The organism is Chryseobacterium formosense (assembly GCF_900116415.1).
Taxonomy (GTDB): Bacteria; Bacteroidota; Bacteroidia; order Flavobacteriales; family Weeksellaceae; genus Chryseobacterium; species Chryseobacterium formosense.
The window spans coordinates 555143-579400 of the sequence record NZ_FPAP01000002.1 but is presented as its reverse complement, the minus strand read 5'-3'; the positions used below and the strand labels follow the sequence as shown (position 1 = coordinate 579400).

General features: G+C 34.2%; 21 protein-coding genes. 14 read left to right on the top strand and 7 right to left on the bottom strand.

Features of this window, described 5'->3' with window-relative positions; translation table 11 throughout:
- Nucleotides 1-56: 56 nt before the first annotated feature.
- Nucleotides 57-761 carry an FKBP-type peptidyl-prolyl cis-trans isomerase gene (locus tag BM371_RS08880; RefSeq protein WP_034678155.1) on the bottom strand — a complete coding sequence of 235 codons (705 nt, stop codon included), beginning with the start codon at nt 759-761 and terminating at the stop codon, nt 57-59.
- A gap of 180 nt (nt 762-941) precedes the next feature.
- Entirely contained in the window at nt 942-3314 is a 2373-nt protein-coding gene (locus BM371_RS08875; RefSeq protein WP_034678153.1) for an outer membrane beta-barrel family protein, read from the bottom strand.
- Nucleotides 3315-3459: 145 nt separating this feature from the next.
- Here BM371_RS08875 and BM371_RS08870 point away from each other — a divergent pair, with 145 nt between their 5' ends.
- Nucleotides 3460-4779, top strand: a complete 1320-nt coding sequence (locus BM371_RS08870; RefSeq protein ID WP_034678151.1) for a sensor histidine kinase — start codon at nt 3460-3462, stop codon at nt 4777-4779.
- On the top strand, nt 4769-5455 hold the full coding sequence (locus tag BM371_RS08865) for a response regulator transcription factor (protein WP_034678149.1): 687 nt from the start codon (nt 4769-4771) through the stop codon (nt 5453-5455). The genes BM371_RS08870 and BM371_RS08865 overlap by 11 nt, the downstream gene beginning before the upstream one ends.
- Nucleotides 5456-5459: 4 nt before the next feature.
- Here the strand turns inward: BM371_RS08865 and BM371_RS08860 are convergent, their stop codons facing one another.
- The 3 genes from BM371_RS08860 to BM371_RS08850 form a co-directional block, all read right to left on the bottom strand.
- Entirely contained in the window at nt 5460-6287 is an 828-nt protein-coding gene (locus BM371_RS08860) for an endonuclease/exonuclease/phosphatase family protein (RefSeq protein WP_034678147.1), read from the bottom strand.
- Nucleotides 6288-6392: 105 nt separating this feature from the next.
- On the bottom strand, nt 6393-7274 hold the full coding sequence (locus tag BM371_RS08855; RefSeq protein WP_034678146.1) for an SDR family oxidoreductase: 882 nt from the start codon (nt 7272-7274) through the stop codon (nt 6393-6395).
- A gap of 540 nt (nt 7275-7814) precedes the next feature.
- Nucleotides 7815-8222: a DUF1573 domain-containing protein gene (locus BM371_RS08850; protein ID WP_034678144.1), complete on the bottom strand. Its 408-nt coding sequence runs from the start codon at nt 8220-8222 to the stop codon at nt 7815-7817.
- Nucleotides 8223-8371: 149 nt separating this feature from the next.
- Between BM371_RS08850 and BM371_RS08845 the strand changes: the two genes are divergently transcribed.
- The 5 genes from BM371_RS08845 (at nt 8372) to BM371_RS08825 (ending at nt 15419) form a co-directional block, all read left to right on the top strand.
- On the top strand, nt 8372-9619 hold the full coding sequence (locus BM371_RS08845; protein WP_034678141.1) for a sensor histidine kinase: 1248 nt from the start codon (nt 8372-8374) through the stop codon (nt 9617-9619).
- A gap of 15 nt (nt 9620-9634) precedes the next feature.
- Nucleotides 9635-10315 (top strand): response regulator transcription factor, encoded by a 681-nt coding sequence (locus BM371_RS08840; protein WP_034678139.1) that lies wholly within the window; start codon nt 9635-9637, stop codon nt 10313-10315.
- A 257-nt stretch (nt 10316-10572) separates the two neighbouring features.
- The gene (locus BM371_RS08835; RefSeq protein WP_074958653.1) at nt 10573-12870 is read left to right on the top strand and encodes a GH92 family glycosyl hydrolase; all 2298 of its coding nucleotides are present in this window, start codon (nt 10573-10575) and stop codon (nt 12868-12870) included.
- Between the two features lie 307 nt (nt 12871-13177).
- The gene (locus tag BM371_RS08830) at nt 13178-14185 is read left to right on the top strand and encodes an aldo/keto reductase (protein ID WP_034678137.1); all 1008 of its coding nucleotides are present in this window, start codon (nt 13178-13180) and stop codon (nt 14183-14185) included.
- A gap of 337 nt (nt 14186-14522) precedes the next feature.
- Nucleotides 14523-15419 carry a helix-turn-helix domain-containing protein gene (locus BM371_RS08825; RefSeq protein WP_034678136.1) on the top strand — a complete coding sequence of 299 codons (897 nt, stop codon included), beginning with the start codon at nt 14523-14525 and terminating at the stop codon, nt 15417-15419.
- A gap of 115 nt (nt 15420-15534) precedes the next feature.
- Here BM371_RS08825 and BM371_RS08820 read toward each other — a convergent pair whose 3' ends face one another.
- The gene (locus tag BM371_RS08820) at nt 15535-15909 is read right to left on the bottom strand and encodes a winged helix-turn-helix transcriptional regulator (protein ID WP_034678135.1); all 375 of its coding nucleotides are present in this window, start codon (nt 15907-15909) and stop codon (nt 15535-15537) included.
- 164 nt (nt 15910-16073) lie between these two features.
- Between BM371_RS08820 and BM371_RS08815 the strand changes: the two genes are divergently transcribed.
- Nucleotides 16074-16676: an FMN-dependent NADH-azoreductase gene (locus BM371_RS08815; RefSeq protein WP_034678134.1), complete on the top strand. Its 603-nt coding sequence runs from the start codon at nt 16074-16076 to the stop codon at nt 16674-16676.
- A 248-nt stretch (nt 16677-16924) separates the two neighbouring features.
- On the opposite strand, the gene BM371_RS08810 is transcribed toward BM371_RS08815, so the two are convergent.
- Nucleotides 16925-18262: a dihydroorotase gene (locus BM371_RS08810; RefSeq protein WP_034678133.1), complete on the bottom strand. Its 1338-nt coding sequence runs from the start codon at nt 18260-18262 to the stop codon at nt 16925-16927.
- Nucleotides 18263-18384: 122 nt separating this feature from the next.
- Here BM371_RS08810 and BM371_RS08805 point away from each other — a divergent pair, with 122 nt between their 5' ends.
- The 6 genes from BM371_RS08805 to BM371_RS08780 all read left to right on the top strand — a co-directional run bounded on the left by BM371_RS08805 (nt 18385) and on the right by BM371_RS08780 (nt 24246).
- A complete protein-coding gene (locus BM371_RS08805; RefSeq protein WP_034678131.1) occupies nt 18385-19839 on the top strand; it encodes a lipopolysaccharide biosynthesis protein in 1455 nt (484 codons plus the stop codon).
- Between the two features lie 28 nt (nt 19840-19867).
- Complete coding sequence (locus BM371_RS08800; protein ID WP_034678129.1) at nt 19868-20884, top strand: sugar phosphate nucleotidyltransferase; 1017 nt, start codon at nt 19868-19870, stop codon at nt 20882-20884.
- 87 nt (nt 20885-20971) lie between these two features.
- Complete coding sequence (locus BM371_RS08795; protein ID WP_034678127.1) at nt 20972-21817, top strand: lipoprotein insertase outer membrane protein LolB1; 846 nt, start codon at nt 20972-20974, stop codon at nt 21815-21817.
- Nucleotides 21814-23373 (top strand): murein hydrolase activator EnvC family protein, encoded by a 1560-nt coding sequence (locus BM371_RS08790; RefSeq protein WP_034678126.1) that lies wholly within the window; start codon nt 21814-21816, stop codon nt 23371-23373. Before BM371_RS08795 ends, BM371_RS08790 begins: the two co-directional genes overlap by 4 nt.
- A gap of 30 nt (nt 23374-23403) precedes the next feature.
- Nucleotides 23404-23619 carry a twin-arginine translocase TatA/TatE family subunit gene (locus BM371_RS08785; protein WP_034678124.1) on the top strand — a complete coding sequence of 72 codons (216 nt, stop codon included), beginning with the start codon at nt 23404-23406 and terminating at the stop codon, nt 23617-23619.
- 15 nt (nt 23620-23634) lie between these two features.
- On the top strand, nt 23635-24246 hold the full coding sequence (locus BM371_RS08780) for a DUF4254 domain-containing protein (protein ID WP_034678122.1): 612 nt from the start codon (nt 23635-23637) through the stop codon (nt 24244-24246).
- Nucleotides 24247-24258: the final 12 nt, after the last annotated feature.

Genomic DNA, 24258 nt, shown 5'->3' with positions numbered 1-24258 from the left:
TATAAGCATAAAAAAAGAAGCTTTTCAGCTTCTTTTTTATTTAGAAAATAATAGTCTTATTTAATACTTATCAATTCCACATCAAAAATAATAGTAGAACCCGGAGGAATTGCAGCACCTGCTCCACGGTCTCCATAAGCAAGATCTGAAGGAATATAGAATCTGTATTTAGAACCTTTGCTCATCAGCTGAATACCTTCTGTCCAACCCTTTATTACGCTACCAAGATTAATATCCATTGGGTTACCCCCGTTTTTATCGGTAGAATCGAAGACAGTTCCGTCCAAAAGTTTTCCGGTATACTTCACCTGTACTACATCTGTTGCTTTAGGCTTTGTTTTGCCGTCACCTTCCTGTAAAACTTCATACTGCAAACCTGTAGCGGTAGTTTTTACTTTAGGATTTGTTTTGTTTTTTGTAAGAAAACCCAACCCTTTTTTCTTATTTCCGTCTGCCTGTGCTAAAGCTTCAGATTGTTTTTTCTCATTTTGCTTCTGCATAAATTCCTGCATGAACGTATTCATTTCTTCAGCCGGCATCAGTTTCTTTGTTCCTGCCATCTCTTCTTTAATAGCCTGAGCCAAAAGATCTGCATCTACTTTGAAACCTTCCTGTTTCATATTCTGAGCGATATTCAGACCGATATAATACGAAGCTTTTTGGTCATCTGTATATTTGCTGTCACTCTTCCCTTCATTTTTCTGAGCGCAAGAAACGCTAAATATTGCCATGCAGAATAATGCAATAGTCTGTTTTTTCATTTGATCATTTTATAATTTATTATTAACGAATTTAATTATTGCTGCAAATCTATCATTAATTGCAGAAACTTCCCGTTGTTAAAATAAAATTCTATTAAATTTCATCAAAAAATCAAACTGATTATCATGAATGATTGTTAAAAAAAATAATTCTCAAATGTATATTTTGTCCGATAAAATCTACAATCTCTCCTGTTCCTCGGCTTTCTTAATAGCTTTGGTACTTTTCACGGATTGATTACCGAAATTATATTTAAGCGAAAAAGTAAAACCCTGCGTATCCTGATAATCTAAAAAATAATTATCCTGATTACCATATTTGGTACTGATTTTCTGTTGAGTAGATTTGAAAATATCATTAAAAATAAACGCAGCTTCCAGCTTTTTGTTGAAAAACTTCCTGTTCATCACAAAATAAGCAGACCATTGGCTGGAAATCCTGAATGTTCCCTGAATTGCCGGAGAATAATAGTTCTGCCCAATCTCCATTTTCCAATCTGAATTTTTGTCTAATGTAAAGCTCGTTGAAATATTCGAAACCCAGTTCCATACCTGATTTTTATTTAAAGCTCCATCCATTCCTGTAAAGTAATTCTCGTTATGCTCGAGATTTTGAGAAACAATTAAATTCCACCAGGGTTTAATCTCAAAATTTTTGTAAAGACTCATTCCGAAAGCCTCACCTTTTTCGATATTGGTGTAATAATAAATCAGGTTATTGTTCTCATGCTGCTGAAAAGAGATTTCCATTGACGGAAAAAGTTCTTTCCGGTAATAAAAATCAACATTCCAGTTTTTGAAAGAATAGGTAAGATTTAAATTATGAATAATCGTTGCTTTCAATTTCGGGTCGCCCTGATAATAGGAAAACAAATTATAATAAGATTTTGCAGGATTCAACCATGAATAAGACGGTCGGCTGATTCTTTTGCCATAAGAAAAGCCAAATTCATGCTTATTTTCAGTCGTATATTGTGCATAAAAAGTTGGGAATAAGCTCCAGTAATTATTTTTATTCACTTCATAAGGTTCTGAAACTACACCTTCCAGGTCGGTCATTTCAGCACGAAGTCCGCCTTTGAAATTCCATTTTCCAACATTATAAGCCAATGAGGTGTAGACGGAAAAATTGTGTTCTTTATAATCAAAAAGACTGCTTTTTTCAGGTCTGTACTGAAATCCTCCGTTTTCGTTATCAGAAAAATCAAGTTGACTGTCGGTTTTTACAAAACTATATTTCGTGCCCGATTCTAGTTCCAACTTATCACCCTTCCATTGATAATCAAATTGAGTAGAATAAAGCTGAACATCATTTTTATTATTCGTCATAAAATTAGTTTCTCGAGGGCTTTGGTTAGCAAAATTCAAATAAGTAAGAACGTTTTGATATTTTGTCGCATTATTTCCTGTAAAATAATTGATCCACGAAAGACTGCTTTTTTTATTCAATTTCCGGTCTACCTGAAAACTTAGAGAGTTATTAATTGTTCGCGAATGATGGTCATTAATTGTGGTGTAATCTGATTCTGCAACGTTTTGAGCATTATAAATTACAGTCGGAACATTATATACTCCAAAAGATTTTGGATTAAAATATCCCGAATAATTAAGATTTGCCGTCGTAAGACTGTCAATCTCATATTCAACATTAAAATTGACCGTATTCTGACTTTTAGCCTGATCTTTGCGATTCATCATACTGATCCAGGTTGTACCATTTTCAGGATAATTCACATACCCTATTTCTTCTCGATAATAAGTTCCCGTTCCGCGAAAATAACTTCCCATTACCGAAAGTTTATTTTTTTTATAGTATTGCGAAAGGCCTGCAACTCCTTTTGCATATTGTGTCTGAATGTATTTTGAAGAAAGAACGCCTCGATATCCTTCGATTTTATTTTTCTTCATCACAATGTTTAAAACAGCTCCGCCTTCAGCTTCATATTTTGCGGGCGGATTGGTAATAACTTCTACAGATTTCACGTCATCACCTTGTGTATTTTCAAGAAAATTTTTGAGCTCTTCACCCGACATCATCACTTTTTTATCATTGATGGTCACCAAAACCGAAGTTCCGCCTTTTACAGCCAAAATATCATTATTGATAGTAACCTGTGGTGTTTTTTTCAAGATTTCCCAGGCGTTAAGTGATGAAATATTGGAGTTTTCAACATTAAATTCCAGCCGGTCTACTTTTCTTTTAACCAAAGGTTTTTTCTTGAGTACAGTTACGCCTTCAATATCTTTCTGATTGCTCTTTAAAATGATATTTAAAATTTCATGATCCCTTTTAGCTTCAACTGATTTTTCAAATGAAAGATATTTTTCATCATTGATTTTTAGCTTAAATGTTTGTTCTGAAAGATTTTCAAATGAAAAATTTCCTTCGGGATTGGTGAATAAGCTTTTAATCAAAACATTTTCAGCACTGTACAACTCAACTTTCACAGAATCGAGTTTTTCTTTATAGGTATTAAAAACAGTTCCCGAAATTTTCTGCGACTGCGAAAAAGCAAAAACAGGAAAGAGAAGAAGTAAAAGATATTTATACATTTTTGTAAGTTTTAAGTTTAAATCAATTGTGTTTGATATTTTACTGGTACAAAAGTCTTTATTGAAACCGAGAATTTGGGTTAATGGAAGGTTAATGAGAGGTTAATGATAAAAGCGCATTTACTAATTATATATATTTGCCATAATGATTTCTAAGAGTAAATATCTGGTTTGGCTGTTTGCCGGTCTGTTCCTGCTTTTGCTGGGAATTCAGGTTTATTTCATGTACAAGACGTATCAGGTAAAAAAGCGTGAAATTTATAACGATGTACACAAAAAAATCACAACTTACATCGATAATTTAGAAGATCTGGGACAGCTTAGTCAACATGGAAGCAATGAGTCAAAAGACATTTTTGTAAAATTTACTCATCAGGAAATTACTAAAAAGGAACTTGTAGATTACTTTGAAAAGTATAAAAAGTCAACAAAAAATAATTTAAGTAATTACATCGACCAGAAATTTGAAAAAAATGATTACAAAGTTGCTATAAGAGTGGTTTATTTGTCGGTAATCTCTCTGCCCGACAGCACAAAATTGATTGATAAACCAATTGTACTTTACGAAACGAGAAATAAAGTTCTGAGGCCGGGAATTTCAGAAACTGGAAAATGGGAAACCTCATCCACCTCTACTTCAGACAAATCAGAAAAGCCTGAACGAAATGATTCTTTTATTGTAAAAAGTCAGACAGATTTTGAGATTTTAAATATCAATCACATTGTTTTTAAAGAACTCACTTTACTTATTTTATGCTGTATTGCTTTACTCTTAAGCGTATTGCTTTTATATATTTTCACAATTAAAAATTTGATTAAACAGCAAAAACAGGTTCAGGTTTTGCATGCCGTTGTCGACAATATTTCGCACGAATTCAAAACCCCAATTGCAACCCTTAAAATTGCTTCAAAAACATTAAAAAAGGAATATAATCAAGATATTTTCCCTTTAATCGACAGACAAATTTCGAGACTCGAGGATCTCATGCTGCAGCTTCATGCTGAAGAATCCGAAGATGAAAATCCATCAATACAACCAAAAGACTGGGATTTCTTCATAAAAGATTTGGCATTCACTTATCCTGAAGCTGATTTTGAAATGAATAATTCAGTTTCAACAGAGCTTCCGTTTGATAAAGAATTAATGGAAACGGTAATTAAAAATCTGTGCGAAAACAGTGTAAAATACGGAGCTTCAAAAATCAATGTTGATTTGAAAACGATTCAAAACAAATTTGAAATCAACATTTCAGACAACGGAAACGGAATCGAACAAAAAGAGCTGAAAAATATTTTCGAAAAATTCTACAGAATACAATCGAACAATATTCACAACAGCAAAGGTTTAGGTTTGGGTTTATTTTTTGTGAAGAAAATTATTGAAAAATATAGCGGTAAAATAGACGTTTTGAGTAAAGTAAAAGAAGGAACAACTTTTAAAATTTCTATTCCTTATGAAGATTAAAATTCTATTGGTAGAAGATGACTCAGACTTTGGGATGATTCTAAAACAGTATCTTGAGCTGGAAGATTTTGAAGTTTCATGGTTTCAGAATCCTGAAGATGTTGTATCAGTTCTAGAAACTGATTTTAATTTTCAAATTGGAATTTTAGACATTATGATGCCCAATATTGACGGCTTTTCTCTGGCAAAAATGATTTTAAAAGCTAAACCTGATTTTCCACTTTTGTTTTTAACCGCAAAAAATCAGAAAATCGATCGCTTGACCGGACTGAAAATCGGAGCCGATGATTATATTTCTAAACCTTGTGATCCTGAAGAATTAATTTTAAGAATCAAAAATATTTTAAAAAGAACAATAGTTTCAGAAAAAGTAACTCAATACAAAATCGGAACTTATATTTTGGATACGGAAAAGCTTCTGCTCATTCATCCTAAAGAGAAAATACGGTTGACCATCCGTGAAAATGAACTGCTGCTTTATCTTTTAAAATTCAATCATAAAACTATAAAACGTGACGATATTCTCGATAATCTTTGGGAAACCAACGATTATTTTACAGGAAGAAGCCTTGATGTTTTCATCAGTCGGTTGCGGAAATATTTCCAACATGATCCTGAAATAAAAATCCAATCCCTGCGAGGAATTGGATTTGAAATTGATTTTCCGGAGCAATAATTTTTTAAAACTGCAGCTCAGTCAAAACAGGGAAATGATCCGACGGATACAGCAGATTTTCTCTTCTGTCGTTGATGTGTCTGTGAGATTTTATTTTAAAACCTTTCACAAAAATATAGTCGATTCTTTCTTTCGGAACTTCGGTTACGTTGAAACCGGTGAACGTTGCAACAGGGCCGTAATGCTTAGTTTCTGATTTATAAAATGTGTCATCCAAATTTTTTGAAAGAATCTGTACAGGCTCTGTATCTTCCGTTAAATTGAAATCACCTGTTAAAGTCATTGGTAAGCTTTTCGGGTTCAATTCTTTCGCTTTTTTAAGAATTAAATCGGATGATTTTACTCTCGCCACATTTCCGATGTGGTCAAAATGAATATTCATCGCTAAAAATTCCTTCTTCGATTTTTTATCTTTAAAAATTGCCCACGAACAGATTCTGTTCAAAGCAGCATCCCAACCTTTTGATGGTTTTTCGGGTGTTTCAGACAACCAAAACGTTCCTGATTTTACGATTTGTAGTTTTTCTGTATCATAAAATATGGCAGAAAATTCTCCTTTTTCTTTTCCGTCTTCACGACCAACTCCTACGTAATCGTAATTTTTCAATCCGTTTTTAATATCTTTCATCTGTTCGGGAAGTGCTTCCTGAACCCCGAAATAATCAGGATGATAATACGTTAAAAGATCGAGTGCATCCTGTTTTCTGTTCGTCCAAGAGTTTTCTTTGTCAGAATCTACATTGAGTCTGATGTTGAACGACATTACTTTTAAATTCTGAGAAAAGCTCCACGCAAAGACAAGCATTAACAAAGCTGAAAATCTGAAATTCATTAGGGTTTAATTTTAATTGAATACAAAAATAAAACTTCTCTTTTACAGAGAAGCTTTATTGTGATGATTATATTGTAAATAATTTTCGAATTATACAGTTTAAATTTAATTCGACTTTTTCGCTTTAATCATAGCTTCCAAAGCATCCCACATTTCCTGCGGAATATCTTCGAGCATATTAAATTCTCCTGCTCCCTGAAGCCATTCTCCTCCATCAATTGTCACAACTTCACCATTCATATAAGCTGAATAATCAGAAACGAGATACGCAGCAAGATTTGCCAATTCCTGATGTTCTCCTACCCTTCTCAACGGAACTTTTTTTCTCATATCAAATTTTTCCTGCAAATCTCCCGGAAGCAATCTGTCCCAAGCTCCTTTTGTTGGGAAAGGTCCCGGAGCAATGGCGTTAAAGCGGATTCCGTACTTCGCCCATTCAACTGCTAAAGATCTTGTCATCGCCAAAACGCCTGCTTTTGCACAGGCAGAAGGAACGACATAAGCAGAACCCGTCCAAGCATACGTTGTAACAATATTTAAAACTGTTCCAGGAGTTTTAGAATCAATCCAATGTTTTCCGATGGAAAGTGTGCAGTTTTTTGTCCCTTTTAGAACAATATCTAATATAGAATCAAACGCAGAATGCGTCAATCTTTCGGTTGGTGAAATAAAATTTCCGGCTGCATTATTAAGTAAAATATCAATTTTTCCGAATTCTTTTATGGTAGCTTCTTTCATCGCTTCGACCTCATCCCAGTTTCTTACATCACAAGCAACGCAAAAAACTTTTCCGCCTGTTTCCGCCTCCAATTCTTTCGCAGTAACCTGAAGTTTTTCTAAATTTCTGGAAGTAATCACCACTTTTGCACCGAGTTCAAGAAAATATTTGGTCATTGCTTTTCCCAATCCGCTTCCGCCACCCGTTACAATAGCAACTTTATCTTTCAGAGCGTCTTCACGCAACATTGGCTGTGTATAAAGATTCATAATTTTATTTTTTCTTAAAAATAATAAATATTAAAACGTAATGCTCTAAAATAGATGTATAAATAATGCTGCAAATAATTGTTTTATTTTTTCACTTAAATATCCAAAAGAAATGATCGAGAAAAAGGGTGAGAAACTTTGTAGATTTTGAACATCTTAGGTTTTGTCTGTATGTAATTCTTTAATTTTTTTTACCGCAAAAGATTTTACAGTGCTAAAGGAATTCAAAAGTTTGCAAAAAATAAAATGGTAGAATTGTTTTTTTTAGATTCTTTAAAAGATGATAAACTTAGTGGATATTTTCAAATCATGAAAATAATGACTGCAACCCTAGCCTCGATTGCAGCATTTGTTTGAGCTCATTTTTTTGGTTCGGGGGCGCGGCTTCGCCGCGCCCCCGAACCAAAAAATTGCGAGTACGGAAAGCGAGAATTGCTCTTAGAAGCAATCGACATAGTCAAAATAGCTCCAAATAAAAATAAAACTGCCTGACAAAAATATTTGTCAGGCAGTTTTATATTGAACAAGATTAAATTAAAATTATTTCACAACTCCTTTGAAAGAAAGTGTTTTAGGAGTTTTGCTGTCACTTGTCGTAACATTTACCGTCTTCATAAATGCTCCAGCTGAAGCAGCATTATAACTTGCCTCAACGAAGCCCTTTTTTCCTGGCTGGATAGGAGTCTTTGTGTAATCTGCAGTTGTACATCCGCAAGATGGCGCTACATTTTCGATGATAATTGGTTTTGAACTGGTGTTTGTAAATTCAAATCTGATTAATTTTGGTTTTCCTTGAGGAATATTACCTACATCAATCGATTCTGATTTCCATGTAATTGCAGCTTTAACTGTTTTTACGATAGGATTCGGAGCTACAGGAAGTACATTTGCATAAAACGGAGAAAATGCCATAACTGCAAGAAGCGCTGTAATTTTTAAATTTTTCATAGTGTAAATTTTAAATCAAATATTATTTTTTGTTATAACAAATGTAGACATGAAAATGATTGTAAGTTGTTAACCGTTATCAAACATTTGTTAACGAGTTGTTAATGATAAAAAATTATAGATATTTTTGGATAATATTGCTTCTGAAAATGGAAATCAAGAAACTTAATATTGTTATAAGCCTTGGTCTGGTTGCTATCATCGGGATTTTGATAGCTCAGTTGTTATGGACCAAACAAGCCTATAATCTTGAGGACAGAAAATTCAATCAGAAAGTAAACATCGCTTTGATGGAGGTTGTCGAAAAGATGTCTGAAGGAAAAACCTCTTTTACGGAAAATCCGGTTCAGATTATTGCGAATGATTATTATGTGGTCAATATCAACAATGAATTTCACCCTTCGGTTTTAGAACATTATCTGAAAACGGAATTTACGAGATTCCAAATCAATACAGATTATGTTTATGCTTTATACAATTGCCACAGTGACCAGATGATTTATGGGAAATATATGACCCAACATCAGGAAGAACCGAGTGAAAAAGTAATTCAGTTTCCCAAACATAAAAATCTTACGTATTATTTTTCTATTCGTTTTCCTGATAAAACCACGTATCTTATCAGTTCGCTTCGTTTTTGGTATCTTCTGACTTTTGCGTTGATCATTATATTGTTGGTATATGTTTATTCGATCTATACCATTATTCAACAGAAGAAGTTTTCAGAATTACAGCGTGATTTTATTAATAACATGACGCATGAATTTAAAACTCCCCTTTCATCCATACTTTTAGCTTCAGAATCACTCAATAAACAGGAAATTGTACAGGAAAATCAAAAATTAAAAACATACACTTCAATCATCATCAATCAAAGTTTTAAACTGAATAATCATATCGAAAAGATATTGAATATTGCTAAAAATGATGTTTCAGGCTTGTCATTAAAACCACAAAAAATTATTTTGCTGCCTTTTATTGAGGAAATTGCTGAAAATATCAAGCAGAAAAATGAAAATGTATCAATCATAGTAAATATTGAAGATCATATTTCAGTTGTGGCAGACGAATTCCATTTTACCAATATTATTTTTAACCTGATTGAAAACTCCATCAAATATTGCGAAACAAAGCCGGAAATTATTATTTCTTCAGATAAAGATTCAAAAGGTTTATATTTAAAATTTAAAGACAACGGAATGGGAATTCCTGCGAAGAGCATCAATCACATTTTCGATAAATTCTATAGAGTTAATGCCAATAAAAGTGACGAAATCAATGGGTTTGGACTGGGTTTGTTTTATGTAAAGAAAGTGGTACAGCAGCATGGATGGAAAATTTTTGTCGAAAACAATACTGATAAAGGAATTACGGTTACTTTATTTATCCCGTTTTAATTAATTTGCGTCATAATGGAAAAATCTAAAATTTTATATGCAGAAGACGATCCAACCATCGCTTTCCTGATTCAGGACAGTCTGGAGAATTATTATGACATTGAACATCATTCTGACGGAAAATCAGCTTTTGAAGCCTTCGACTGTAAAGATTTTGACATCTGCCTATTAGACATTATGATGCCGGGAATGAACGGATTTGATTTGGCAGAACAGATACGGAATAAAAACTCAGAAGTTCCTATTATTTTCACCTCGGCAAAAGCACTGAAAGAAGACAGAATTAGAGGTTTAAAAATCGGAGCCGATGACTATCTGGTAAAACCTTTTAGCATCGAAGAATTAATTTTAAAAATTGAAGTTTTTCTAAAACGTTCAAAAAAAACAGAATCCGTTGCTCAAAAATATAAAGTTGGAAAATATGATTTTGATCCTAAAAATTATACTTTAAACGATTTCGAAAATATCATTACGCTTACTCAACGAGAATCTGATTTGCTTTTCTATTTTATCCGTCACAAAAATTCTGTTGTAAAAAGACAAGATATTTTAAAGGCAATCTGGGGCGACGATGATTATTTTATGGGGCGAAGTCTGGATGTGTTTATATCGAGATTACGCAAAATTTTTGCCGAAGAAAACAATATTGTGATTGAAAATATTCATGGGATTGGTTTCCGTTTTTCTGAGAAATAGCAATATTAATATTTGTTGGCAAATCGCAAAGGCGCAAAAATTTTAATTATTCGAATGTTTTTAAGACGCAAGAAAATCAAAGATTTCGGCAAAGAATTAGGTCAAAGATAAAATCCTTGCGTCTTAAAACGCACTGTTTTAATTAAAAATCTTTGCGCCTTTGCGAAGACCAAAAATCAATTTATTTTAAACAATAAAAAACGATAAACAATTATTGTTCAATTTTAAATAAATTTACTTTTCGAAAATATTCATCCATGAAAAGGTCAGGAACTTCCATTTTTCTATTTCTTTTATTTTTTGGTTTACATTTTAAAGCTCAAAAATTCGAAAAACTCTATCAATATGTCAATCCATTAATCGGAACAGAAAAAATGGGACACACTTATCCCGGAGCAACTGCACCTTTCGGAGCCATTCAACTCAGCCCTGAAACCGATACAATTTCTTATTCACTCAACGGAAAATACAACGGTGAAGTATATAAATACTGTGCCGGTTATCGATACGAAGACAAAACGATCGTAGGATTTAGTTCTACTCATTTCAGCGGAACAGGACATTCCGATTTAGGAGATTTCTTAGTAATGCCGACTGTTGGAAAATTACAACTCAATCCGGGAACAGCAACGAATCCTGAAAGCGGATACAGAAGCCGTTTTTCTCATCAAAACGAAACTGCAGAAGCCGGATATTACAAAGTAAAACTGGATGATTATCATATTTTGGCTGAATTGACTTCAACAACCAGAGTTGGAATTCACCGGTATACTTTTCCGAAATCTGATCAGGCTCATATCATTTTGGATCTGATGGCCGGAATTTACAATTATGATGGTAAAAACGTTTGGACTTACGTTCGTGTAGAAAACGGAAATACGATCACTGGTTACCGACAAACAAACGGTTGGGCAAGAACGAGAACGGTTTATTTTGCGATGAAATTTTCAAAACCATTTAAATCTTACGGTCAGAAAAACTTTGATGGGAAGCAGGTTTACAATGGCTTTTGGAGGAAATTCGATCAGACTAAAAACTTTCCGGAAATCGCAGGAAAAAATCTGAAAATGTATTTTGATTTTGACACCAATGAAAATGAAGCCATTGAAGTTAAGTTGGCAATTTCTCCGGTCAGTCAAATCAATGCTCTAGAAAATTTAGAAACAGAGGCAGGAAATCTATCGTTCGATCAGGTAAAAGCTCAAACTCAGGAAAACTGGAATAAAGAATTAAACAAAATCGTCATTAAAGGTTCAGAAACTGAAAAAACGAATTTTTATACGGCTATGTATCATACTTTTATCAATCCCACAACTTATAATGATGTGAACGGAGAATATAAAGGTTTAGATCAAAACATTCATACAGCAGAAAATTTTACAAATTATACGACTTTTTCACTTTGGGATACGTATCGTGCGCTTCATCCTTTCTTTAATATCATTCAGCCTAAAAGAAACGGAGATATGGTGAAATCGATGATGGCTCATTACGATCAGTTTTCCATGAAAATGTTACCAATTTGGTCGCATTATGCGAATGATAATTGGTGCATGAGTGGTTATCACAGCGTAAGTGTCGTTTCAGATGCGATTATAAAAGGAAATTACAACGGTGATGTAAAAGAAGCCTTGAAAGCATGTGTAGAAACAGCAAACAAAAGAGATTACGAAGGCATCGGGCAATATATTGATTTGGGATATATTCCTGCTGAAAAAAACGGAACTTCGGTTTCCAACACCCTGGAATATGCTTATGATGACTGGGCGATTGCTCAATTGGCAAAACATTTAGGTGAAACGGAAATTTACAATCAATTCATCAAACGTTCTGAAAACTGGAAAAATAATTTTGATAAATCTGTCGGATTTATGCGTCCTCGCTTGGCGGATGGAAGTTTTAAGAAAGATTTTAATGCTTTAAGCACTCACGGACAAGGGTTTATTGAAGGAAATTCTTGGAATTACAGCTTTTTTGTTCCTCAGAATCCGGATGAATTAATCCAATTAATGGGTGGAAAGAAAAAATTTGCTTCCAAACTGGATGAATTGTTCACCATGCATTTACCTGACGAATTTTTCGCAGATACAGAAGACATTACAAGAGAAGGAATTATCGGTGGGTACGTTCATGGAAACGAACCTGCACATCATGTAGCTTATTTCTACAATTGGGCAGGACAGCCTTGGAAAACACAGGCACAAATCAGACGGATTTTGGAAATGCAATACAAAGCAAGTCCGGATGGATTGGGCGGAAATGATGATGCGGGACAAATGAGTGCTTGGTATATTTTCAGTTCACTTGGCTTTTATCCTGTTGCTCCGGGTTCGGAAGATTACGCCATTGGAAGTCCGGCTATTGATCATGCAATTTTAAATTTGGAAAACGGAAAAACATTCGAAATTGAAGCCATCAATCAAAGTCCGAAGAATGTATATGTTCAGAAAGTTCTTTTAAATGGAAAGGAAATTAAAAATTTTACGCTGAAACATTCTGATATTATGAACGGCGGAAAATTGAGTTTTTATATGAGTTCTAAAGCGAAAAAATAATTTTGTTTAAACACAAACTACACAAATATTTTACACGAATTTTACAAAGAATTTATGTGTGGCTTGTCATTCAGAATGGAGCGAAAGCGGAGTGAAGAATCTATTCTTATATTACAGATTTTTCCTTCTTCGAAATGACAATAACGCTGATTTTTTCTCGCTGATTTTGCTGATTACGCAGATTGTTTTTTCAAAATAATTAAATCTTTAAATAAAAACCAATCCGTATTTTGCATACGACAATCTTCATTTTGCATACATTCTATTCTTAATTTCTGCGGAATTTTGTATCAATAAAATTTACGATATGAAATTAAATCAGGTAAAATTAGGAAGTCAGGGATTAATTATTCCCAATATTGGTTTGGGATGTATGGGAATGACAGGTTTTGGCGATGCCGACATGTACGGCAAAACTGATGAAACGGAAGCCATCGCAACCATTCATCGTTCTTTGGAACTGGGTGGAAATTTTCTCGACACTGCCGATTTGTATGGTCCTTTCAAAAACGAACAGCTCATTGCAAAAGCAATTGAAGGAAATCGAGACCAATACATTATTGCCACAAAATTCGGGTGGGAAATTGATGATAATGAACAAATCACGTGGAAAATCAATGGGACAAAAGATTATGTAAAAAAATCGGTTGAACGTTCTCTGAAAAATCTAAAAACAGACTACATCGACCTTTACTATATGCATCGTCTTGATAAAAATGTTCCGATTGAAGAAACCGTAGGAGCAATGAGCGATTTGGTAAAAGAAGGGAAAATCGGTTACATCGGTTTGTCGGAAGTTTCTTCTGAAACCGTGAAAAGAGCGCACGAAGTTCATCCGATTTCTGCAGTACAAAGTGAATATTCTATGTTTGAAAGAACGGTTGAAGAAAAAGGCGTCATCAAAACATTGAATGATTTGGGAATTGGTTTTGTAGCGTATTCTCCACTCGGAAGAGGATTTTTATCCGGAAATATTAAAAGCATTGACGATTTGCCGGAAAATGATTTCAGAAGAGGAATTCCGCGTTTTCAGGGAGAACATTTCCAAAAGAATATCGAATTGGTAGAAGCGATTGAAAATATGGCGAAAGAAAAAAATATCACGTCTTCACAATTGGCTTTGGCGTGGATTATCAGCAAAGGAATTGTACCAATTCCGGGAACAAAACGCAGAAAGTATGTTGAACAGAATATTGAAGCAAGTAAAATAGTTCTGAGTGAATCTGAGATTCAGAAGTTGGAAAGCATTGTACCTTTGGGAACGGATACGGGTGCACCTTATGACGAATTTAGTATGGGACTTTTAGATTATTAATCTTTTCTAAAATTAATTTATTTGCATTTTGTCATTCTGACGAAGGAAGAATCTCAACTTTATTTTTAGAGATTCTTCACTCCATTTCATTTCGTTCAGAATGACAATCCGCTTATAAACCTCATAGGTTTTTGAAACCTATGAGGTTTATATCTAAAACGTAATACGATTGCGCCCCGGCTTGAACGGAGCTCTTTTTGTGGAACAAAGTGGAGCAAAAAAGCGGGAGTGGAAGACGGAAATCAGCGCCATAAAAAATAAAAACTTTAATTCGATGAAGTTAAAATGGCTCTCAATAATTATTACCTTTACTATTTAGAATTTAGAATTTCAAATTATGAACACGATAAAATCTATTTCGGCTTTTCACAGGTTGCTTTCGCTTCCCGAACCAAAGCATCCGATGGTGAGTGTTGTGAATCTTTCGGAAAGTGTTTTCATTGAAGATGATATGTGGAAGGGATTTGTGAGCCGTTATTATTGCGTTGCTCTGAAACGAAATGCGACCGGAAAAATAAAATACGGACAGCAACATTACGATTATGATAAAGGTGTCCTGAGTTTTACGGCGCCGAACCAGGTGCAATATCTCGATTTGAAGACGATGGATTGTGAAAATACGGGCTACCTTTTGATTTTTCATGAGGATTTTCTGCTAAAACATTCTTTGGCGAATACGATTTCGTCTTACGGATTTTTCTCGTATGCCGTAAATGAGGCGTTGCATCTCTCTGAAGATGAGGAAAACGATTTACTTGAAATTTTAAATAAAATCGATAAAGAGTGCGCGCATATCGACCATCACACTCAGGAAATTATTTTGTCGCAAATTGAGTTGCTGTTGAATTATTCGAAGCGTTTTTATGAAAGACAATTTATTACCAGAAAAAGCGGGAATCATCAGCTTTTAACTAAATTTGAAACTTTTCTGAACAATTATTTTGATAAAGAATCTTCTGAGAAAGGTTTGTTGACCGTTCATCAAATTGCAGAAGCAATGAATCTTTCCCCGAACTATCTGAGTGACCTATTGCGCGTTCATACCGGACAAAACACGCAGCAACATATTCATGAAAAGCTGATTAGCAAAGCGAAAGAAAAACTTTCCACGACTGAATTATCGGTAAGTGAGATTGCGTATGAACTGGGATTTGAGCATTCTCAGTCTTTTTCGACGCTTTTTAAAAAGAAAACAAATATGTCGCCTTTAGAATTTCGGCAGTCTTTTAATTAATTCTTAAAATAAGCTCTCGCTGATTTTGCAGATTACGCAGATTTTTTTTAAACATGATTATCTGAGAAATCTGTAGGAAATAAAATAAAAGACTGCATTTTGGAATTTTTGATTATTAAAAATCTTCTTTAATCTTTCGCTTGTGTGTTTTTCCCCATTGTGAAAGCGCCATGATAACAGGCTTAAGCGTTCGGCTGTAATCCGTCGAAATATATTCTACCACAACCGGTGTTTGCTCGGCATGAACGACTCTTTTAACAAAACCATTTAATTCAAGATCTTTCAATTCGTTAGAAAGTACTCTTGCTGAAATCCCCTGAATATTTCTTTGTAATTCATTAAAACGAATATTCCCGCTTTCCTGCAGGACAATAATGATTTTCAGTTTCCATTTTCCACCGATCACATAAATTGCATCTTCAACAGAGGAAAGATTTTCGGAACATTTCTGAGCTGTTATAGGTTCTTCCAAAACTATCGTATTTTCCATAAACTTCATTTCTTAACTAACCCAAAGGTTACTACTAACCTTTTGTTTACTACTAACTTTTGATAAGCAAATGTACATAATTTTGCTGAAGAAATTTTAATTAAAAAAAATGAAATCGTAAACGAAGCGATTCCATACGACATTAAAAAAATAAATATTTATTTATGAAAAACATACTTCACATTATTTCAAGTCCAAGAGCTGAAATATCTGCAAGCAGAAAATTAGGAAATGCCGTTATCGAAAAAATTCAGGAAAAATATGCTGATGCTGTTGTAAAAGAACGCGACCTGACGAAAAATTTAGTTCCGCTTTTGGAGGAAGTTCACATCAATACTTTTTTCTCTCCGGCAGAAAGTCATTCTTCTGAACAAGCCGAAATTAATGAATATTCAACAGGACTAATTTCAGAATTGCAGGAAGCGGATATTATTGTTATTGATTCTCCGATGTACAATTTTTCAGTTCCGGCAACTTTAAGAGCTTATTTTGATTTTACTTCAAGAGCAGGATATACCTTTAAATATGATGAAAACGGACCGAAAGGTTTGTTGAATGACAAAAAGCTTTATATTGCTTTTACATCAGGAAATATTTATTCAGAAGGACCTTATCAGATTTATGACTCTAATGTTCCTTATATCAAAAATGTTTTTGGTTTCTATGGCGTTACAGACGTTAGCGTTTTCCGTGCGGAAGGTTTAGCAATTCCGGGGATTCAGGAAACTTCTTTGGAAAAGGCGATTGAGGGCATTACTATAGATTAATTTTTTTAAAGTGTTAGTGAAATTTATCCTTGTCAAGGTTTCGAGCCTTGACAAGGATTTTTTTAAGGTATTATTAAAAATGCTTCAAATTATTTCTCTCGCTGATCAACCAGATTCAGCAGATGATTGTGTTAAAAAATCTGCGTAATCAGCCAAATCTGCGAGAATAATGAATAAGTTTTGGCTAGATTGTCTTAAATAAAAAAACGGGCTTTAGCCCGTTCCTATTGATAATTTGTTTGTAATATTTATTCCTGAACTTCAAAAAGCAATCGCTCTCCGAATTTCTGTTCGTTTATTTTTCCGTTTTCGTAAACCAGATTTCCGTTGACAAAAGTGTGGGTTACTTTAGAATGAAACTCAGTTCCTTCCAACGGACTCCAACCACATTTGTAAAGAATATTTTCTTTTTCAACGGTCCAGTTTTCATTTAAATCAACCAAAACCAAATCTGCTTTGTAACCTTCTTTAATGAAACCTCGCTTTTCAATTCTGAACAAAATTGCAGGATTGTGAGCCATTTTTTCAACGATTCTTTCCAAAGAAATCTTTCCGTTTTTGTAATTCTCCAGCATCACCACCAAAGAATGCTGAACCAAAGGTGCTCCGGAAGGACATTTCGTATAAACATTCTGTTTTTCTTCCCAAGTATGTGGTGCATGATCGGTTGCAATCACATCAATTCTGTCATCCAGTAGCGCTTCCCAAAGTCCGTCTTTGTCTTTTTGAGTTTTTACTGCAGGATTCCATTTGATTAATCCGCCTTTTGTTTCGTAATCTTCATTCGTAAAAGTCAGGTGGTGAACGCAAACTTCCGCTGTAATTTTTTTATCTTTTAAAGGAATATCATTTCTGAAAAGCTCAGTCTCAATGGCTGTTGAAAGATGGAAAACGTGAAGTCTTGCTCCGGTTTTCTTTGCTAATTCGATTGCTTTTGAGGAAGACTTATAACAAGCCTCTTCACTTCTGATTAAATGATGAAATTTTACCGGAATATCTTCACCATATTCATCCAGATATTTTTGTGTATTGGCTCTGATTGTCGCTTCATCTTCACAGTGAACCGCAATCAGCATTTTGGTATTGCTGAAAATATTTTCTAAAGTTTCGGGATTGTCAACCAACATATTTCCAGTCGAAGAACCTAGAAATAATTTAATTCCGGGAACGTTTCTTGGATTTGTTTTTAATATTTCTTCCAGATTATCATTCGTTCCTCCCATCATAAAACCGTAATTGGCAAACGATTTTTGAGAAGCGATTTGATATTTATCAGCCAATAACTCCTGGGTAACCGCATTGGGAACAGTGTTTGGTTGTTCGATAAAACTAGTCGTTCCACCTGCAATTGCAGAGCGGGATTCAGATTCAATATCGCCTTTGTGCGTCAAACCCGGTTCACGAAAATGAACCTGGTCATCAATAATTCCAGGCAAAAGATATTTTCCGGAAGCATCGATTATCTGGTCTGCCTCTTCAGAAATATTAGGTTTTATTTTGGAAATCAAATCGTTTTCAATCAGAATATCGCTTTGAATAATCTTTCCTTCGTTGACGATCTGGGCATTTTTTATCAGGATTTTCATGTATTGCTTTAAAAAAATTAGATTGATATTGCACAAATTTAATATTTTCAAAAATGATTTTTAAGCATAACTCAGAAAATTGTGAATTCTAATATTTACATTTGCATTTTAAAAACCTGAAATTGTATAAAAAATTATTTGGACAAACTGCGGTTTACGGGCTCAGTTCGGTATTGGTAAGAATTTTCCCTTTTCTTATTGCACCTATTGTTACAAAAGCTTTCGGACCATCTGCTTCGTCACCATTCGTAGATTGGTATTCAATTGCCGGAGTTATCACCGTTTTTCTGACTCATGGGATGGAAACTTCTTTTTTCCGTTTTGCACAGGAAGGAGATATTGATAAAAAGACTTTAGTTTCTACGTGTGCCTTAAGTATTTTATCTGCTGGTTTTATTTATTTAATTCTTGGGTATGTATTCAGACAAGATTTAGCAAATGCTTTTGAAACTCCTGATCAGGTTAATTATCTTGTCATTTTCCTTTTTATGCTTTCGATCGATGCATTTGCAACAATTCCTTCGGCAATATTAAGACTTGAAGGCAAACCCGTTCAATATATGCTTTCAAAAGTAATCGGAGCTTTAGCATATTATTTTCTTGTTGTATTTTTTATAAAATGGCTTCCCAATTATCCAAATGGTATTTTAGGAATTAAATATGATCCTGAAATTGGTGTAGGCTACGTTTTCATTGCTAATTTGGTACAAAGTATCATAACATTACTTATTGTAGGAAAGGAATTTGTAAACTTCAGCTTTAAAAAGTTTGATTTTAATCTCTGGAAAAGAATTATGAATTATTCCTGGCCGGTAATGGTAGCAGGCTTGGCAGGAATTATCAATCAGACTTTAGACCGACAATTTTTGAAATTTGGGCTTCCCAAAGAAGAAGCAAAACATCAGATCGGAGTGTATGGTGCAGTTTATAAAATTGCAACCTTTATTACTGTTTTCAGACAGGCTTATCAATTGGGAATTGAGCCTTATTTTTTCTCAAGTTTTAAAGACAAAAACAATCATAAGACTTACGCTGTTCTGATGGATGTTTTTGTAATCTGTAACTGTCTTATTTATATTGGATTAATGGTCAATCTTCAATGGATTGCTGAAAGATATTTGGGAAATGCTCAGTATTTTGAAGGAATCGAAATCATTCCTCTTGTAATGCTGGGTGCATTGTTTTTAGGAATTTATCTTAATCTTTCGATTTGGTATAAACTTTCAGACCAGACAAGAGTGGGATTATACATTTCTCTGATTGGAGCAGCGATTACCATTTTTATCAACTTTACATTTATTCCCAAATACGGATATTGGGCAAGTGCTTTTGCAGCATTGATTACCTACACAAGTATGATGATTATTTCGTATTTTTGGGGGAGAGCACAGTATCCCATTCATTATAACATAAAAAAAATCCTTATTTACCTTTCATTATCTATAGCAATTTCTCTGGTTTCATTTTTGTATTTCAGAGAAAATTATTTTATCGGAAACGGTCTGTTTTTATTATTCATCGCATTTTTAGCGTATAATGAAAGAACGATGATCAACAAAATACTTAGAAAAAACTAAACATTAATATAAAAAATAACAATTATATATGAAAATTATTGTTCCGATGGCAGGAAAAGGCTCAAGATTGAGACCTCATACATTAACGGTTCCAAAGCCATTGATTCCTATTGCAGGAAAACCAATTGTACAGAGATTAGTAGAAGATATTGCTAAAGTTGCAGGAGAAAAAATAGATGAAGTAGCATTTATTATTGGAGATTTCGGAGCTGAAGTTGAAGCTTCTTTGATCAAAATTGCGGAAAATCTTGGTGCAAAAGCAAGCATTTATACTCAAGATATTGCATTGGGAACAGCACATGCTATAAAATGCGCCGAAGCTTCTATGACAGGAAATGTAGTGGTAGCTTTTGCAGACACTTTATTCAGAGCAGATTTTACTTTAGACACCAATTCTGACGGTGTAATATGGGTGAAAAAAGTAGATGATCCTTCTGCTTTTGGGGTTGTAAAGCTTGATGATTATGGCTTCATTACCGATTTTATAGAGAAACCACAGACGTTTATTTCAGATTTGGCAATTATCGGAATTTATTATTTTAATTCGGGTGAAAAACTGATGGATGAAATCAACCACATTATGGATAATGATATTAAAGTAAGTGGTGAATATCAGTTGACAACTGCCTTGGAAAATCTTCGTCAGAAAGGTGCAAAATTCTCTTTAGGAAAAGTAGACGACTGGATGGATTGCGGAAACAAAAATGCCACAGTAGAAACCAATGGTAAAATTTTAGAATACGAAAAAGATGAGTTCACAGAATTCCCTCAATCGGCTAATATTCAGAATTCTCTTATCATTCAGCCATGCTACATCGGTGAAGGCGTTGAAATTTCAAACTCTAAAATCGGACCTTATGTTTCTTTAGGAAAAGGTACAAAAGTGATTAATTCAAATATCGATAATTCTCTAATTCAGGAAAAAACGATTATTGACCACGGAAACCTATCCAACTCGATGATCGGAAGTTCGGCTCAGTATTTCGGAGTTGCAAGAGAGATTTCACTGGGAGACTTCTCAGTTTTAGATTTTTTATCGAAATAAATTTAAATAAATAACGTTGAGAAAAACCACACAATCCCATTTGTGTGGTTTGGCGTTAATATTGTAAAAGATTATTAAAATTTACATATGAGAAATTGGGCTATCTTATTGATGATCACACTCACCATTCTTTCCTGTAAAAGCAGAAAAGCACTCAACCAGAATTCTTCTAAAAATGACAGTATTCAGGTAGAAAATTCCGGCAATAAGAATGACCCGAAAGATGCCAAAAATATTCAGGATCGAATAACTTTCTATGAGAAAATACTTATTCATCCTAAATTCGATCATGTAAAAATAAACAGCAAAATCACGGCAAGCGATCTTAGAGTAAGTCCGCTGGATGCAACTATTTATATTGAAAATGATAAAAAAATCTGGGCAAACATTTCTTTCCTGATCATTCCTGCTGCAAGAGCGATAATTACCCCTGAAGGAATAAAGGCAATCGACCGATACAACAAAAACTACATTGATTCTGATTTTGATTATCTGAATAACCTTTTGAATGTAAATTTTATCGATTACAAAACACTAGAAAAACTCTTGATGGGTCGTACATTTCTACTTATTTCAAACAGCAATTCTAAGATTGTAAAAAATTCTGATGGCTATCAGCTCAGCTCAATCACCAATCAGAAAATCGTCACCAATGATGTAATTCGTGAATATAAAGTTGAAACGCAGTACACGAATGATTTTAATCTTACTTGGATAAAATTGCAGGATGTAAAATCCGATGATGCCATTGAAATCGTATATGAAAACTGGGAAACCTTTCCGAACGAGGTAAAACTCCCTAAAAATGTTAAAATAATTATAAAAGGCTCAAAATCCAGCCAAATTTTACTGGAAAACACGAAATTTGACTTTTCGAGGATGGAAACACCCTATTCAGTTCCAGCCAATTATAAGAAAATTGAGATTAAATGATTAAAAAAATTAGCTTTTTAATAGGTATTTTGCTGTTCGGATTACAATATGCCCAACAAAATAAGGAACAGTTACAAAAGCAAAATGCTGATCTAAAAAAACAGATCATTCAAATAAATTCAGATCTGGCAAAAACCAGAAATGAATCTAAATTATCAATATCATATTTAAATAACGTTAATAAAAAATTAGCGCTTAGAGAAAAGGTTTACAACAATACTCAGAAAGAAAAAAGATTTATTGAGGATGAGATTTATCTTCGTCAGCTTGAAATAAACCGTCAGAACCGAGAACTGGGAGTTTTAAGAAAAAACTACGCTCAGGTTTTGGTGAATGCTTATAAAAACAAAGGCGTTCAGAATAAAGTAACCTTCATTCTTTCATCAAAAAGTTTGGGTGAAGCGCTTAGAAGAGTGCAATATTTAAAACAATACTCTGATTATCAGGATAAAAAAGCAGCTGAAATCACCAATACTGCGGTAGAATTAAAGAAATCAGTAGAACAGAAAAAAAGATCGGCAGTGGAGAAAGAAAACCTTCTTGCTAATCAGAAGAAAGATTTAACGACTATTACCGTTGAACGTCAGCAAAAAGAACAGTTGGTAACAGAGTTCAAGAAAAACGAATCTAAACTAACTGGTGAGCTTAAGCAAAAACAATCTCAGTCTAAAGCTTTAGAAGGACAGATTAAAGCGATCATTGCTGAAGAGCTTAGAATTGCAAAAGCTGAAGAGGAAGCGAAAAAGAAAGCAGAAGCTGAAAAAATCCGTTTGGCAAAAATTGCTGCAGAAAGAGAAAAAGCAAGAATTGATGCTGAAGCGAAAGCGAAAGCTGAAGCATTAGAAAGAGAAAGAAAGCTAGCTGAAGTCGAGGCAAAAAAAGCATCAGAACTTGCTGCTAAACGCGAGGAAGAAGACAGAAAACGTACCGCTGAAGCTGCAAAAGCAGAAGCAAGCGCAAAAGATGAAGCCAGAAAAATAGCAGCAAAGAAAGCTCTGGATGAAGCTAATGAAAAGTCAAGAGAAGCAACAGAAAAACTGAAAGCCGCAAGAGATGCTGAAGCAGCATTAGCCAAGAAAAAAGAAGATGATAAAAAAGCTGCAGAATCGAAAGCGATGACCAATTTTGGGGTTTCTGCACCTTCCGCAGGAAGTAATTTTGCCGCGAACCGAGGCAGAATTTCAATGCCTGCTTCAGGAACGATTACGCACAGATTCGGAAAACAGCAGCATCCGGTCTTTAAAAATATTTGGGAAGAAAATAACGGAATCAAAATTTCCGTAGCGAAAGGAACTTCGGCAAGAGCGGTTTTCCCAGGAACCGTTTCGCAGGTAATTCCTTCTGCAGACGGTACTAAAACTGTGATGATTAAACATGGTGATTATTTTACCATTTATTCTAATCTTAGCAGCAATACCGTTTCAAAAAACCAGCAGGTTTCTGCAGGTACGATTGTAGGTAGTGTCGCACAGGATTTTGACGGCACTTACACTCTTGATTTCCAGATATGGAACGGAAGTCAGGCAGTTGACCCATTGGGTTGGGTTTCGTATTAAAAAAAGATTAACTTTGCAAAAAATTTAGAAATGAATACATTAACAATATTAGCCTTATCTTGGCAACACATCCTTATCGTTGCCATCATCCTTTTATTACTTTTCGGAGGTAAAAAAATCCCTGAATTGATGAGAGGTATGGGTTCCGGAATTAAAGAATTTAAGGACGCTATCAAAGAAGAAGAAAAACCGGGTTCAAAAACAACCGACAACAATTCTTCCAACAATAATCCAGCTAGCCACTAAAACTTCTTTATTTCAATGAATTTTACCGATACTGCCTGGAAAATCTTCAACCAGTCTATTGAAGATTATCATATATTAGACAGCGTTGAAACTCCTATTAAAAACCCGTTTGAAAGTGATACTTTGGAACGGATTTTGTATGCTAAAAACTGGATTGATACCGTTCAATGGCATTTGGAAGATATAATAAGAGATGAAAATATAGACCCTGTTGAAGCTCTTCAATTAAAAAGAACAATAGACGCATCAAATCAGAAAAGAACAGATTTGGTAGAGTTTATAGACAGCTGGTTTCTAGATAAATACAAAGATATTACTCCAAAATCTGACGCTAAGATTAATACTGAAACTCCAGCTTGGGCTGTCGACAGATTATCTATTTTAGCATTAAAGGTTTATCATATGTCGTTAGAAGCAAATCGCGAATCTGCTTCTGAAGAGCACCGTTATAATTGTCAGCAAAAATTAGACGTATTGCTTACCCAGAAAGAAGATCTATGTGCTTCAATCATTCAATTGCTTAATGATATTGAAAACGGTGATGTTAAGATGAAAGTGTACAAACAAATGAAAATGTACAACGATGAAAGTCTTAACCCAATCCTTTATCAAAAGGAGCAAAAATGAAACGACTATTTT